The following is a 15,077-nucleotide window of genomic DNA, read 5'->3' on the forward strand; positions in this document are numbered from 1 at the left end:
ATTTTCCTTTGGAAACTCTTTGGGGTTGTATGGTTAAGTGACTAAGCGTACACGGTGGATGCCTTGGCAGTCAGAGGCGATGAAAGACGTAGTAACTTGCGATAAGCCCAGATTAGGTAGTAACAACCTTTGAGTCTGGGATTTCTGAATGGGGAAACCCACTCTCATAAGAGAGTATCACTAACTGAATACATAGGTTAGTGAGGCGAACCGGGGGAACTGAAACATCTAAGTACCCCGAGGAAAAGAAATCAACCGAGATTCCGAAAGTAGCGGCGAGCGAAATTGGACTAGCCCTTAAGCTTTTAATGATACAGGTGAAGCCTCTGGAAAGTGGCGCGATACAGGGTGATAGCCCCGTAACCGACATATCATAATCAGTGAAATCGAGTAGGGCGGGACACGTGATATCCTGTCTGAATATGGGGGGACCATCCTCCAAGGCTAAATACTACTGACTGACCGATAGTGAACCAGTACCGTGAGGGAAAGGCGAAAAGAACCCCTGTGAGGGGAGTGAAATAGAACCTGAAACCGTGTACGTACAAGCAGTAGGAGCACCTCAAAGTGTGACTGCGTACCTTTTGTATAATGGGTCAGCGACTTATATTCAGTAGCGAGGTTAACCATCTAGGGGAGCCGTAGAGAAATCGAGTCTTAACTGGGCGTCGAGTTGCTGGATATAGACCCGAAACCAGGTGATCTAGCCATGGGCAGGTTGAAGGTTGAGTAACATCAACTGGAGGACCGAACCGACTAATGTTGAAAAATTAGCGGATGACTTGTGGCTAGGGGTGAAAGGCCAATCAAACCTGGAGATAGCTGGTTCTCCCCGAAAGCTATTTAGGTAGCGCCTCGGACGAATACTACTGGGGGTAGAGCACTGTTAAGGCTAGGGGGTCATCCCGACTTACCAACCCTTTGCAAACTCCGAATACCAGTAAGTACTATCCGGGAGACACACGGCGGGTGCTAACGTCCGTCGTGGAGAGGGAAACAACCCAGACCGCCAGCTAAGGTCCCAAAGTATAGCTAAGTGGGAAACGATGTGGGAAGGCTTAGACAGCTAGGATGTTGGCTTAGAAGCAGCCATCATTTAAAGAAAGCGTAATAGCTCACTAGTCGAGTCGGCCTGCGCGGAAGATGTAACGGGGCTAAGCTATACACCGAAGCTGCGGCAATGACTTTTAGTCATTGGGTAGGGGAGCGTTCTGTAAGCCGTTGAAGGTGAGCTGTAAGGCTTGCTGGAGGTATCAGAAGTGCGAATGCTGACATGAGTAACGATAAAGGGGGTGAAAAACCTCCTCGCCGGAAGACCAAGGGTTCCTGTCCAACGTTAATCGGGGCAGGGTAAGTCGACCCCTAAGGCGAGGCCGAAAGGCGTAGTCGATGGGAAACGGGTTAATATTCCCGTACTTCTTACAATTGCGATGGGGGGACGGAGAAGGCTAGGTGGGCCTGGCGACGGTTGTCCAGGTTCAAGTGCGTAGGCTTAAGAGTTAGGTAAATCCGGCTCTTTTTAAGGCTGAGACACGACGTCGAGCATCTACGGATGTGAAGTCATTGATGCCATGCTTCCAGGAAAAGCCTCTAAGCTTCAGATTGTAAGGAATCGTACCCCAAACCGACACAGGTGGTCGGGTAGAGAATACCAAGGCGCTTGAGAGAACTCGGGTGAAGGAACTAGGCAAAATGGTACCGTAACTTCGGGAGAAGGTACGCTCCTCGCGGTGAAGTCCCTTGCGGATGGAGCTATGGGGAGTCGCAGATACCAGGTGGCTGCAACTGTTTATTAAAAACACAGCACTGTGCAAAATCGTAAGATGACGTATACGGTGTGACGCCTGCCCGGTGCCGGAAGGTTAATTGATGGGGTTAGACTTAGGTCGAAGCTCTTGATCGAAGCCCCGGTAAACGGCGGCCGTAACTATAACGGTCCTAAGGTAGCGAAATTCCTTGTCGGGTAAGTTCCGACCTGCACGAATGGCGTAATGATGGCCACGCTGTCTCCACCCGAGACTCAGTGAAATTGAAATCGCTGTGAAGATGCAGTGTACCCGCGGCTAGACGGAAAGACCCCGTGAACCTTTACTACAGCTTGGCACTGAACATTGAGCCTACATGTGTAGGATAGGTGGGAGGCTTTGAAACTAGTACGCCAGTATTAGTGGAGCCATCCTTGAAATACCACCCTTGTATGTTTGATGTTCTAACTTAGACCCCTTATCGGGGTTGAGGACAGTGCCTGGTGGGTAGTTTGACTGGGGCGGTCTCCTCCCAAAGAGTAACGGAGGAGCACGAAGGTGGGCTAATCACGGTTGGACATCGTGAGGTTAGTGCAATGGCATAAGCCCGCTTGACTGCGAGAATGACAATTCGAGCAGGTGCGAAAGCAGGTCATAGTGATCCGGTGGTTCTGTATGGAAGGGCCATCGCTCAACGGATAAAAGGTACTCCGGGGATAACAGGCTGATACCGCCCAAGAGTTCATATCGACGGCGGTGTTTGGCACCTCGATGTCGGCTCATCACATCCTGGGGCTGAAGTCGGTCCCAAGGGTATGGCTGTTCGCCATTTAAAGTGGTACGCGAGCTGGGTTTAGAACGTCGTGAGACAGTTCGGTCCCTATCTGCCGTGGGCGTTGGAAGATTGAAGGGGGCTGCTCCTAGTACGAGAGGACCGGAGTGGACGAACCTCTGGTGTTCGGGTTGTGTCGCCAGACGCATTGCCCGGTAGCTAAGTTCGGAATCGATAACCGCTGAAAGCATCTAAGCGGGAAGCGAGCCCTGAGATGAGTCTTCCCTGATACTTTAAGTATCCTTAAGGGTTGTTCGAGACTAGAACGTTGATAGGCAGGGTGTGTAAGCGTTGTGAGGCGTTGAGCTAACCTGTACTAATTGCCCGTGAGGCTTAACCATACAACACCCAAAGGGTTTTGATGGACTCAAAGCAAGAACTTTGAATGTGTTAGAGAATAGAAGCGAGAAACGAGAGTCGAGAGACGAGTTTTTAAGCTTACAGCTTTCCGAATTTAAAAATTTGCTTGGCGACCATAGCATTGTGGACCCACCTGATTCCATGCCGAACTCAGAAGTGAAACACAATAGCGCCGATGGTAGTGTGGGGCTTCCTCATGTGAGAGTAGGACATCGCCAGGCTTTAATTTCGACTTTGCTTATTATGTAAGCAAGTCACCATAAAATTCTAAAACTATTTAGTGTTTTATGTTGACTTACAGAGTCAATAGCGTATTATACGCATCCGCTTCGGGCTTAAGACCTTGAAAGCAAAGCTCTTTAACAATATAAACCTATCAATCTGTGTGGGCACTCGTTGATGATAATCCAATTAGAAATTTCTCTTTTATAGAGAGGGGTTTCAACTTTGATTTCAATGAACGAAGTGACCATTACGAATCATTAGATTCGGCACAGTCAATTCAAACATTACTTTATGTAATGTTCAGTATTCATTGAGTCACAAAATCTTAAATTGAAGAGTTTGATCATGGCTCAGATTGAACGCTGGCGGCAGGCCTAACACATGCAAGTCGAGCGGCAGCGACAGTTACAATCCTTCGGGTGCGTTTCTGGGCGGCGAGCGGCGGACGGGTGAGTAATGCCTGGGAATATGCCTTGATGTGGGGGATAACTATTGGAAACGATAGCTAATACCGCATAATCTCTTCGGAGCAAAGAGGGGGACCTTCGGGCCTCTCGCGTCAAGATTAGCCCAGGTGGGATTAGCTAGTTGGTGAGGTAATGGCTCACCAAGGCAACGATCCCTAGCTGGTCTGAGAGGATGATCAGCCACACTGGAACTGAGACACGGTCCAGACTCCTACGGGAGGCAGCAGTGGGGAATATTGCACAATGGGCGCAAGCCTGATGCAGCCATGCCGCGTGTGTGAAGAAGGCCTTCGGGTTGTAAAGCACTTTCAGCAGTGAGGAAGGTATCGTAGTTAATAGCTGCGGTATTTGACGTTAGCTGCAGAAGAAGCACCGGCTAACTCCGTGCCAGCAGCCGCGGTAATACGGAGGGTGCGAGCGTTAATCGGAATTACTGGGCGTAAAGCGCATGCAGGTGGATGATTAAGTCAGATGTGAAAGCCCGGGGCTCAACCTCGGAACAGCATTTGAAACTGGTCATCTAGAGTACTGTAGAGGGGGGTAGAATTTCAGGTGTAGCGGTGAAATGCGTAGAGATCTGAAGGAATACCGGTGGCGAAGGCGGCCCCCTGGACAGATACTGACACTCAGATGCGAAAGCGTGGGGAGCAAACAGGATTAGATACCCTGGTAGTCCACGCCGTAAACGATGTCTACTTGGAGGTTGTGGCCTTGAGCCGTGGCTTTCGGAGCTAACGCGTTAAGTAGACCGCCTGGGGAGTACGGTCGCAAGATTAAAACTCAAATGAATTGACGGGGGCCCGCACAAGCGGTGGAGCATGTGGTTTAATTCGATGCAACGCGAAGAACCTTACCTACTCTTGACATCCAGAGAACTTAGCAGAGATGCTTTGGTGCCTTCGGGAACTCTGAGACAGGTGCTGCATGGCTGTCGTCAGCTCGTGTTGTGAAATGTTGGGTTAAGTCCCGCAACGAGCGCAACCCTTATCCTTGTTTGCCAGCGAGTAATGTCGGGAACTCCAGGGAGACTGCCGGTGATAAACCGGAGGAAGGTGGGGACGACGTCAAGTCATCATGGCCCTTACGAGTAGGGCTACACACGTGCTACAATGGCGCATACAGAGGGCAGCCAACTCGCGAGAGTGAGCGAATCCCAAAAAGTGCGTCGTAGTCCGGATTGGAGTCTGCAACTCGACTCCATGAAGTCGGAATCGCTAGTAATCGTAGATCAGAATGCTACGGTGAATACGTTCCCGGGCCTTGTACACACCGCCCGTCACACCATGGGAGTGGGCTGCAAAAGAAGTGGGTAGTTTAACCTTCGGGAGGACGCTCACCACTTTGTGGTTCATGACTGGGGTGAAGTCGTAACAAGGTAGCCCTAGGGGAACCTGGGGCTGGATCACCTCCTTATACGAAACGGATAGTTTGCTTTCACTTTTTAAAGTGAAGACAAATAAGTCGCGATGAGTGTTCACACAGATTGATGGTTTATAAAGTTTGAGAGTATTGAATATCCCCCAAGATATTCACACCAGTGTCCCGTTCGTCTAGAGGCCTAGGACACCGCCCTTTCACGGCGGTAACAGGGGTTCGACTCCCCTACGGGATACCATTTCTTTTGAAATGAAATGGGTCGTTAGCTCAGTTGGTAGAGCAGTTGACTTTTAATCAATTGGTCGCAGGTTCGAATCCTGCACGACCCACCATTCTTTCTCCGCGAAGGAATCAAAACTATCGTGGGCGATTAGCTCAGTTGGGAGAGCACCTGCCTTACAAGCAGGGGGTCACTGGTTCGAGCCCGGTATCGCCCACCATTCTCTAAGTATTTTTGGATTCGGATTCCCAAACCACTTCGGTAACTTGTATGTGGTTGGATTCTTCGACTCTGAAAGTCTTTAGAAAATGTCTTCTTTAAGTAGAAACATAGCTCTTTAACAATTTGGAAAGCTGACGAATAACATTTTGATTTAAATGTTATTCAATAAAAGTTCTCAAATCCTAATATTCTTTGAAACATAAGAGATTAGGTACCAACACACATTCAAGTGTTCTTGGAAGTAGCGAAAGCTACTTAATATTTGAGTCCGGCAAAATCGAGTCTGCATCATGTATAAAAATTGCAGACAACTTTGGTTGTTTAAACGACAACTCCGAAACTCTTTGGGGTTGTATGGTTAAGTGACTAAGCGTACACGGTGGATGCCTTGGCAGTCAGAGGCGATGAAAGACGTAGTAACTTGCGATAAGCCCAGATTAGGTAGTAACAACCTGTGAGTCTGGGATTTCTGAATGGGGAAACCCACTCTCATAAGAGAGTATCACTAACTGAATACATAGGTTAGTGAGGCGAACCGGGGGAACTGAAACATCTAAGTACCCCGAGGAAAAGAAATCAACCGAGATTCCGAAAGTAGCGGCGAGCGAAATTGGACTAGCCCTTAAGCTTTTAATGATACAGGTGAAGCCTCTGGAAAGTGGCGCGATACCGGGTGATAGCCCCGTAACCGACATATCATAATCAGTGAAATCGAGTAGGGCGGGACACGTGATATCCTGTCTGAATATGGGGGGACCATCCTCCAAGGCTAAATACTACTGACTGACCGATAGTGAACCAGTACCGTGAGGGAAAGGCGAAAAGAACCCCTGTGAGGGGAGTGAAATAGAACCTGAAACCGTGTACGTACAAGCAGTAGGAGCACCTCAAAGTGTGACTGCGTACCTTTTGTATAATGGGTCAGCGACTTATATTCAGTAGCGAGGTTAACCATCTAGGGGAGCCGTAGAGAAATCGAGTCTTAACTGGGCGTCGAGTTGCTGGATATAGACCCGAAACCAGGTGATCTAGCCATGGGCAGGTTGAAGGTTGAGTAACATCAACTGGAGGACCGAACCGACTAATGTTGAAAAATTAGCGGATGACTTGTGGCTAGGGGTGAAAGGCCAATCAAACCTGGAGATAGCTGGTTCTCCCCGAAATCTATTTAGGTAGAGCCTCGGACGAATACTACTGGGGGTAGAGCACTGTTAAGGCTAGGGGGTCATCCCGACTTACCAACCCTTTGCAAACTCCGAATACCAGTAAGTACTATCCGGGAGACACACGGCGGGTGCTAACGTCCGTCGTGGAGAGGGAAACAACCCAGACCGCCAGCTAAGGTCCCAAAGTATAGCTAAGTGGGAAACGATGTGGGAAGGCTTAGACAGCTAGGATGTTGGCTTAGAAGCAGCCATCATTTAAAGAAAGCGTAATAGCTCACTAGTCGAGTCGGCCTGCGCGGAAGATGTAACGGGGCTAAGCTATACACCGAAGCTGCGGCAATAACTTTTAGTTATTGGGTAGGGGAGCGTTCTGTAAGCCGTTGAAGGTGAGCTGTAAGGCTTGCTGGAGGTATCAGAAGTGCGAATGCTGACATGAGTAACGATAAAGGGGGTGAAAAACCTCCTCGCCGGAAGACCAAGGGTTCCTGTCCAACGTTAATCGGGGCAGGGTAAGTCGACCCCTAAGGCGAGGCCGAAAGGCGTAGTCGATGGGAAACGGGTTAATATTCCCGTACTTCTTACAATTGCGATGGGGGGACGGAGAAGGCTAGGTGGGCCTGGCGATGGTTGTCCAGGTTCAAGTGCGTAGGCTTAAGAGTTAGGTAAATCCGGCTCTTTTTAAGGCTGAGACACGACGTCGAGCTACTACGGTAGTGAAGTCATTGATGCCATGCTTCCAGGAAAAGCCTCTAAGCTTCAGATTGTAAGGAATCGTACCCCAAACCGACACAGGTGGTCGGGTAGAGAATACCAAGGCGCTTGAGAGAACTCGGGTGAAGGAACTAGGCAAAATGGTACCGTAACTTCGGGAGAAGGTACGCTCCTCGCGGTGAAGTCCCTTGCGGATGGAGCTATGGGGAGTCGCAGATACCAGGTGGCTGCAACTGTTTATTAAAAACACAGCACTGTGCAAAATCGTAAGATGACGTATACGGTGTGACGCCTGCCCGGTGCCGGAAGGTTAATTGATGGGGTTAGACTTAGGTCGAAGCTCTTGATCGAAGCCCCGGTAAACGGCGGCCGTAACTATAACGGTCCTAAGGTAGCGAAATTCCTTGTCGGGTAAGTTCCGACCTGCACGAATGGCGTAATGATGGCCACGCTGTCTCCACCCGAGACTCAGTGAAATTGAAATCGCTGTGAAGATGCAGTGTACCCGCGGCTAGACGGAAAGACCCCGTGAACCTTTACTACAGCTTGGCACTGAACATTGAGCCTACATGTGTAGGATAGGTGGGAGGCTTTGAAACTAGTACGCCAGTATTAGTGGAGCCATCCTTGAAATACCACCCTTGTATGTTTGATGTTCTAACTTAGACCCCTAATCGGGGTTGAGGACAGTGCCTGGTGGGTAGTTTGACTGGGGCGGTCTCCTCCCAAAGAGTAACGGAGGAGCACGAAGGTGGGCTAATCACGGTTGGACATCGTGAGGTTAGTGCAATGGCATAAGCCCGCTTGACTGCGAGAATGACAATTCGAGCAGGTGCGAAAGCAGGTCATAGTGATCCGGTGGTTCTGTATGGAAGGGCCATCGCTCAACGGATAAAAGGTACTCCGGGGATAACAGGCTGATACCGCCCAAGAGTTCATATCGACGGCGGTGTTTGGCACCTCGATGTCGGCTCATCACATCCTGGGGCTGAAGTCGGTCCCAAGGGTATGGCTGTTCGCCATTTAAAGTGGTACGCGAGCTGGGTTTAGAACGTCGTGAGACAGTTCGGTCCCTATCTGCCGTGGGCGTTGGAAGATTGAAGGGGGCTGCTCCTAGTACGAGAGGACCGGAGTGGACGAACCTCTGGTGTTCGGGTTGTGATGCCAATCGCATTGCCCGGTAGCTAAGTTCGGAATCGATAACCGCTGAAAGCATCTAAGCGGGAAGCGAGCCCTGAGATGAGTCTTCCCTGATACTTTAAGTATCCTTAAGGGTTGTTCGAGACTAGAACGTTGATAGGCAGGGTGTGTAAGCGTTGTGAGGCGTTGAGCTAACCTGTACTAATTGCCCGTGAGGCTTAACCATACAACACCCAAAGGGTTTTGATGGACTCAAAGCTAAGAACTTTGAATGTGTAAGAGAATAGAAGCGAGAAACGAGAGTCGAGAGACGAGTTTTAAGCTTACAGCTTTCCGAATCTTTTGCTTTCACTTTTTGAAAAAGTGAAGACAAAAACAGAATTTGCTTGGCGACCATAGCGTTGTGGACCCACCTGATTCCATGCCGAACTCAGAAGTGAAACACAATAGCGCCGATGGTAGTGTGGGGCTTCCCCATGTGAGAGTAGGACATCGCCAGGCTTTAAATTTTGGACACTTGCTTGATAGCAAGTACGCCACTGCGGAGTGGTAGTTCAGTTGGTTAGAATACCGGCCTGTCACGCCGGGGGTCGCGGGTTCGAGTCCCGTCCACTCCGCCATTTATATTAAGCCTCAGCAGAAATGCTGAGGCTTTTTTGCATTTCAGAGGCGAGATCACTTCGTTGCGAGAAGCGAGAGTCGAGGGGGCGGGTACGTTGCACTTCGGGGACGCTTACGCTTCGAGGAACGAGGAGTTTCGTTGGCGTCGAACGTTTCACGCGCACCACTCGAACCTCGGAGGGCGAAAGCCCGAAACCCGACCCTCGCCCCTGAATTCGCACTTATCTTTTACTCGCTTCTCGACTCTCGACTCTCGTTTCTGGATTTTCATTACGAGGCTCGGTATTGGTCAGCTCCTGCGCCTCTTTAATTAGCTCAATTCGCGCCTCATCATTGTTATCAGTCCAAAGCACACCTAAGAAGGTAAAGAGCTCTCCCTCATCGCGTTGGTAGACAATCTCTGCATTGAAAAGCTGACCAGTTGAGGTTTCAATCAGAATATTTTTGGGTACTTCAACTCGGTTTGATACCAGGATTCCTGCCCCGCCTAAACTGATGTCTTTAATAACAGCGCGGCCTAGTAATTTGTTACTAAACCAGCCTGATTGTTTTAGTTGTACTGCTACGCCACTGGCTTGTGACTTAATTGGTTCATCCGGCATCCAAAAGTACCAGCGAACATACTTCCTATTTGTTTTGTTGCCCATTTTATATGTGACTCACAGATTGTTTGATAAACCTCTTCATAGGTAAAACGACCAAATTAGATGAAATCAAAAATTAATCTATCCGGTTTATTTAGACGTCTAGATATCTGTAGCTTGTGTGGTAGGATGTAGGAAATGAACACGGAATGAGGCTGTAAAGTGGGAACGAATGTAAGACAGCAGATTGAGGCTCAACTCAAGCAAAAGATACTGTTGATCGACGGTGGCATGGGCACCATGATCCAGGGACATAAGCTCGAGGAAAGCGATTATCGAGGAGCACGTTTTGCTGATTGGCATTGTGACCTAAAGGGAAACAATGATTTATTGGTTCTAACGCAACCAGAGCTGATTAAGGCTATTCACAGCGAATACCTAGAAGCCGGTGCGGATATTCTTGAGACCAATACCTTTAACGCAACCACCATCGCGATGGCCGACTATGATATGCAGGGCCTGAGCGAGGAGATCAACTATGAGGCTGCGAGGCTAGCTCGCGCTGCCGCCGATGAATGGACGCAAAAGACACCAGAGAAACCTCGCTATGTCGCGGGTGTGTTAGGTCCGACCAACCGCACGTGTTCTATCTCTCCAGATGTGAACGATCCCGGCTACCGTAATGTCAGCTTTGACCAGTTAGTTGAAGCGTATTCTGAATCAACCCGTGCGCTGATCAAAGGTGGCTGTGATCTGATCCTTATTGAAACCATCTTTGATACCCTTAACGCTAAAGCCTGTGCTTTTGCCGTTGATAGTGTCTTTGAGAAAATGGGTACCACATTGCCTGTGATGATCTCCGGGACCATTACCGACGCATCTGGACGTACTCTCTCGGGACAAACCACTGAGGCATTTTATAATGCGCTGCGTCATGTTAACCCAATTACCTTTGGCCTCAACTGTGCACTTGGCCCTGATGAACTAAGACCTTACGTCGAAGAGCTTTCTCGTATCTCTGAGACCTATGTTTCCACCCACCCTAACGCCGGCTTACCGAATGCGTTTGGTGAATATGACTTGTCACCGGAAGAGATGGCCAGTCATGTTAAAGAATGGGCACAAAGTGGCTTCCTTAATATGATAGGTGGCTGTTGCGGCACAACACCAGAACATATCCGCCAAATGGCTACGGCTGTTGCTGACCTCAAGCCGCGAGCTTTGCCCGAGCTTTCGGTTGCCTGTCGTCTATCTGGACTTGAGCCGCTAACGATTGAGAAAGATAGCCTATTTATCAATGTTGGTGAGCGCACCAACGTTACTGGCTCTGCTCGATTTAAGCGTCTAATCAAAGAAGAGCTTTACGATGAGGCTCTAGAGGTTGCACGCCAGCAAGTTGAAAACGGTGCCCAGATCATCGATATCAACATGGATGAAGGGATGCTGGATGCCGAGGCATGCATGGTTCGCTTTCTCAATCTGTGTGCGTCAGAGCCTGAGATCTCACGCGTACCGATTATGGTCGACTCCTCGAAGTGGGAGGTGATTGAGGCTGGGCTGAAATGTATCCAGGGCAAAGGGATCGTTAACTCCATCTCACTTAAAGAGGGCAAACAGAAGTTTGTTGAGCAAGCTAAGCTGATCCGCCGTTATGGTGCTGCTGTGATCGTTATGGCGTTTGATGAGCAGGGGCAGGCTGAGACTCGTGAGCGTAAACTGGAAATCTGTACCAATGCCTATCGCATTCTAGTCGATGAGGTTGGTTTCCCAGCAGAAGATATCATTTTTGACCCGAATATTTTTGCGGTTGCGACCGGTATTGAGGAACATAATAACTACGCGGTTGATTTTATTGAGGCTGTGGCAGATATCAAACGTGACCTCCCGCATGCGATGATTTCTGGTGGGGTGTCGAACGTTTCCTTCTCATTCCGCGGCAACAACTACGTTCGCGAGGCGATTCATGCGGTGTTCCTCTATCACTGTTTTAAAAACGGTATGGACATGGGCATTGTTAACGCAGGTCAACTCGAGATTTATGACAACGTGCCGGAGAAGCTGCGTGAAGCCGTTGAGGATGTGGTTCTCAACCGTCGCGATGATAGCACTGAGCGACTGCTAGAGATTGCGGAAGAGTACCGTGAAAATGCCGTGGGTAAAGAAGATGATGCATCGGCGCTTGAGTGGCGCACTTGGCCTGTTGCCAAGCGTTTAGAGCATGCTCTGGTGAAAGGGATCACTGAGTTCATTATTGAGGATACTGAGGAAGCACGTCAGAATGCCACCAAGCCTTTGGAGGTGATTGAAGGGCCTCTCATGGATGGGATGAACGTGGTCGGTGACCTGTTCGGTGAGGGTAAGATGTTCCTGCCACAAGTGGTTAAGTCGGCGCGCGTGATGAAGCAAGCTGTTGGGCACTTGGAACCTTATATCAATGCTGAAAAGCAACAGGGGAGCTCAAACGGTAAGATCTTGCTCGCGACAGTGAAGGGCGACGTTCATGATATTGGTAAGAATATCGTTGGTGTGGTCTTGCAGTGTAATAACTACGAGATCATCGACCTTGGCGTTATGGTGCCGTGTGAAAAGATCCTCAAGGTAGCCAAAGAAGAGAACGTTGACATCATTGGCCTGTCGGGTCTGATCACCCCATCGCTTGATGAGATGGTGCATGTGGCTAAAGAGATGGAGCGCTTAGACTTTGACTTGCCACTCTTGATTGGTGGCGCCACCACGTCTAAGGCGCATACTGCGGTTAAAATTGAAAAAAACTATTCGCACCCTGTAGTTTACGTCAACAATGCCTCACGCGCAGTGGGCGTTTGTACCTCACTCCTCTCTGATGAACTCAGACCTGATTTTGTGACCAAATTGGATGCGGATTATGAGCGAGTGCGTGATCAGCATAATCGTAAGAAGCCGCGAACCAAACCGGTGACACTCGAGCAGGCGCGAGAGAACAAAGTCGCAATTGATTGGAGTTCCTACACTCCGCCAGTGCCGGTGAAATCAGGTATTCACATCTTTGATGACGTCGATGTGGCAATATTAAGAGATTATATTGACTGGACCCCATTCTTTATGACTTGGTCTTTGGTCGGTAAGTACCCAAAGATCTTTGAACATGAAGAGGTCGGTGAAGAGGCTCAGCGCCTCTACCAAGATGCTAATGAGTGGCTAGATCGAGTCCAGGCAGAGGGACTACTCAAGGTCCGTGGTATATGCGGCCTATTCCCGGCAGCCAGTGTCGGAGATGATATTGAGGTGTATATCGACGAGTCTCGCACGCAAGTCGCGCAAGTGCTGTGTAACCTGCGTCAGCAGACAGAGAAGCCAAAAGGCTATAATTACTGTCTATCTGACTATATCGCGCCAAAAGAGAGCGGTAAGCCGGACTGGATTGGTGGTTTTGCTGTGACGGGTGGTATAGGTGAGCGTGAGCTTGCTGATCAGTTCAAGGCCGAGGGTGATGATTACAACGCGATCATGATCCAAGCGGTTGCCGATCGCCTTGCGGAGGCATTTGCTGAGTACTTGCATGAACGAGTACGTAAGGAAATTTGGGGTTATGCTGCGGACGAAGCCCTCTCTAATGAAGAGCTGATCCGTGAAAACTACCAAGGGATCCGCCCTGCACCAGGTTATCCTGCATGTCCTGAGCATACCGAAAAGGGCTGCATCTGGTCACTGCTCGATGTTGAGCAAAATATTGGCATGTCACTGACCTCAAGCTACGCGATGTGGCCTGGGGCCTCGGTATCAGGTTGGTACTTCTCACACCCTGAATCTCGCTATTTTGCCATTGCTCAGATCCAACCAGACCAGGTTGCGAGCTACGCCGATCGCAAGGGTTGGGAGCTTGAAGAGGCAGAAAAGTGGTTAGGGCCCAACATTAATGGCTAATCACTGATAAAAAAATAACAAAGCCCCTTACAATGAGGGGCTTAGTTTTGGTCAACCCCGGCGATTGGGGGCAACAAGCATTATGGAAAAGTCATTACTTCTCAAACAGCTCTTGGTGAAGTTTTTGCACCGCTTGCTTAGCAACAGATTCATGGAGCAAGAAGCACAGGTTGTGTTGGCTAGCACCGTAACAAATCATGCGTAGGTTGAAGTCTTCCAATGTGCCAAAGACTTGTTTTGCACAGCCTTTTGAAGCGCTCATATTGTTGCCGATAAGCGCTACCACGCTGAGGTTGTGCTCTACCTCTACATGACACATCTCTTCTAGCTCTTCGCGAACAGCGACAGGCAGTTGCGGTGCACCACCCGAGGTATCAGTTTGATCAAGGGTCAACGACACACTGATCTCCGAGGTAGTGATAAGATCGACCGAGATCTTATGCTTGGCTAGGATCTCAAACACCTTAGCGAGGAAGCCATAGGCGTGGAACATTTTTGCACTGCGCAGAGTCACCATGGTCTGGTTACTGCGCAGTGCAAGTGCACGATACAGCGGTGTGGTTTCAGCGTAGTGGCGGATCCAAGTCCCACCTTTCTCTGGCTCACGTGAGGAGCCCACAAATACAGGAATGTCGTGGCGCAGCGCAGGAACCAGCGTTGATGGGTGAAGGATCTTCGCGCCAAAGTTGGCCATTTCTGAGGCCTCACTGAAGCTGATCTCAGCGATAGGAGCGGCATTGGGAGCGATACGTGGGTCAGTAGTGTAGATGCCTGGAACATCGGTCCAGATCTCCAGTCCTGATGCTTCAACCGCTTCTGCGATTAGGGCGGCACTATAGTCACTGCCTCCTCGTCCTAGCGTTGTCGTATCACCTTCATCATTTGAGCCAATAAAGCCCTGGGTCACTACCACCTGCTCTCGACATAAAGGGACCAACATATCCTTGGCAAGAGCAGCGGTTTGTTCAAGGCTTGGCTCTGCACGGCCAAAGTTGCTATCGGTTTTGAGCACTTCGCGGATATCAAAGCGAACCGCGTTGATGCCTTGCTCGCGCATTAATTGGGCAAGGATGTGGGTTGACATCAGCTCACCACACGCAACCAAATGATCCGTTAGCTTAGTGCTAGATTGGATCGAGGCAGCCTCAGCTAGGCTGGTAATGGTATCTAGAATTGCATATACCTCAGCAGCTGCCTCATCTGCTTGATTGAGTTTTGCCAGGATAGCTTCATGAATATCGGCGATTTGCTGCAGGATCTCACTGCGCTGTTGTTGCTCAGGAACACCATTGGCAAGTGCCACCAACAAGTTGGTTACGCCTGAGCAGGCGCTACTCACGACAAGTCGTGTTGATGGGTGGCTCTCGATAATCGCTGCACAACGACTCATGGCGTCAAAATTGGCTACGCTTGTTCCGCCGAATTTGGCGACATTAAATGTGCTCACAGTTGGTCTCCCTATACTTCAAAAAGATTAAACGTCCAGTATGTTTGAAGAGGGAAT

3 protein-coding genes, 4 tRNA genes and 5 rRNA genes are annotated in these 15,077 nt (G+C 49.5%); 10 read left to right on the forward strand and 2 right to left on the reverse strand.

Annotated elements, in window-relative coordinates; translation table 11 throughout:
- The first annotated feature begins 31 nt into the window (after positions 1 to 31).
- The 9 genes from ACZ5R2_RS04220 (at position 32) to ACZ5R2_RS04260 (ending at position 9,085) form a co-directional block, all read left to right on the forward strand.
- Positions 32 to 2,918, forward strand: a 23S ribosomal RNA gene (locus tag ACZ5R2_RS04220).
- A 124-nt stretch (positions 2,919 to 3,042) separates the two neighbouring features.
- Positions 3,043 to 3,158, forward strand: a 5S ribosomal RNA gene (gene rrf, locus ACZ5R2_RS04225).
- 331 nt (positions 3,159 to 3,489) lie between these two features.
- A 16S ribosomal RNA gene (locus ACZ5R2_RS04230) occupies positions 3,490 to 5,042 on the forward strand.
- Between the two features lie 126 nt (positions 5,043 to 5,168).
- A tRNA-Glu gene (locus ACZ5R2_RS04235) sits at positions 5,169 to 5,244 on the forward strand.
- A gap of 18 nt (positions 5,245 to 5,262) precedes the next feature.
- A tRNA-Lys gene (locus ACZ5R2_RS04240) sits at positions 5,263 to 5,338 on the forward strand.
- A gap of 32 nt (positions 5,339 to 5,370) precedes the next feature.
- A tRNA-Val gene (locus ACZ5R2_RS04245) sits at positions 5,371 to 5,446 on the forward strand.
- Between the two features lie 358 nt (positions 5,447 to 5,804).
- Positions 5,805 to 8,691 (forward strand): 23S ribosomal RNA (locus ACZ5R2_RS04250).
- 159 nt (positions 8,692 to 8,850) lie between these two features.
- Positions 8,851 to 8,966 (forward strand): 5S ribosomal RNA (gene rrf, locus ACZ5R2_RS04255).
- Together the 16S, 23S and 5S rRNA genes with 4 tRNA genes alongside form the textbook arrangement of a ribosomal RNA operon.
- Before the next feature lie 42 nt (positions 8,967 to 9,008).
- A tRNA-Asp gene (locus ACZ5R2_RS04260) sits at positions 9,009 to 9,085 on the forward strand.
- Positions 9,086 to 9,307: 222 nt separating this feature from the next.
- Here ACZ5R2_RS04260 and ACZ5R2_RS04265 read toward each other — a convergent pair.
- The gene (locus ACZ5R2_RS04265) at positions 9,308 to 9,688 is read right to left on the reverse strand and encodes a hypothetical protein (RefSeq protein WP_464901163.1); all 381 of its coding nucleotides are present in this window, start codon (positions 9,686 to 9,688) and stop codon (positions 9,308 to 9,310) included.
- Between the two features lie 204 nt (positions 9,689 to 9,892).
- On the opposite strand from ACZ5R2_RS04265, the gene metH reads away from it, so the two are divergent.
- Positions 9,893 to 13,573, forward strand: coding sequence for a methionine synthase (gene metH / locus ACZ5R2_RS04270; RefSeq protein ID WP_464901164.1), 3,681 nt, complete (start codon positions 9,893 to 9,895; stop codon positions 13,571 to 13,573).
- 94 nt (positions 13,574 to 13,667) lie between these two features.
- On the opposite strand, the gene lysC is transcribed toward metH, so the two are convergent.
- The gene (gene lysC / locus ACZ5R2_RS04275; RefSeq protein WP_464901165.1) at positions 13,668 to 15,020 is read right to left on the reverse strand and encodes a lysine-sensitive aspartokinase 3; all 1,353 of its coding nucleotides are present in this window, start codon (positions 15,018 to 15,020) and stop codon (positions 13,668 to 13,670) included.
- Positions 15,021 to 15,077 lie beyond the last annotated feature (57 nt).

It is taken from the genome of Vibrio sabulosilitoris, assembly GCF_055391395.1.

Excerpts from the sequence above, each read along its gene's own strand:
- ACZ5R2_RS04265 (WP_464901163.1), bottom strand. The coding sequence starts at position 9,688 with ATGCCGGATGAACCAATTAAGTCACAAGCCAGTGGCGTAGCAGTACAA.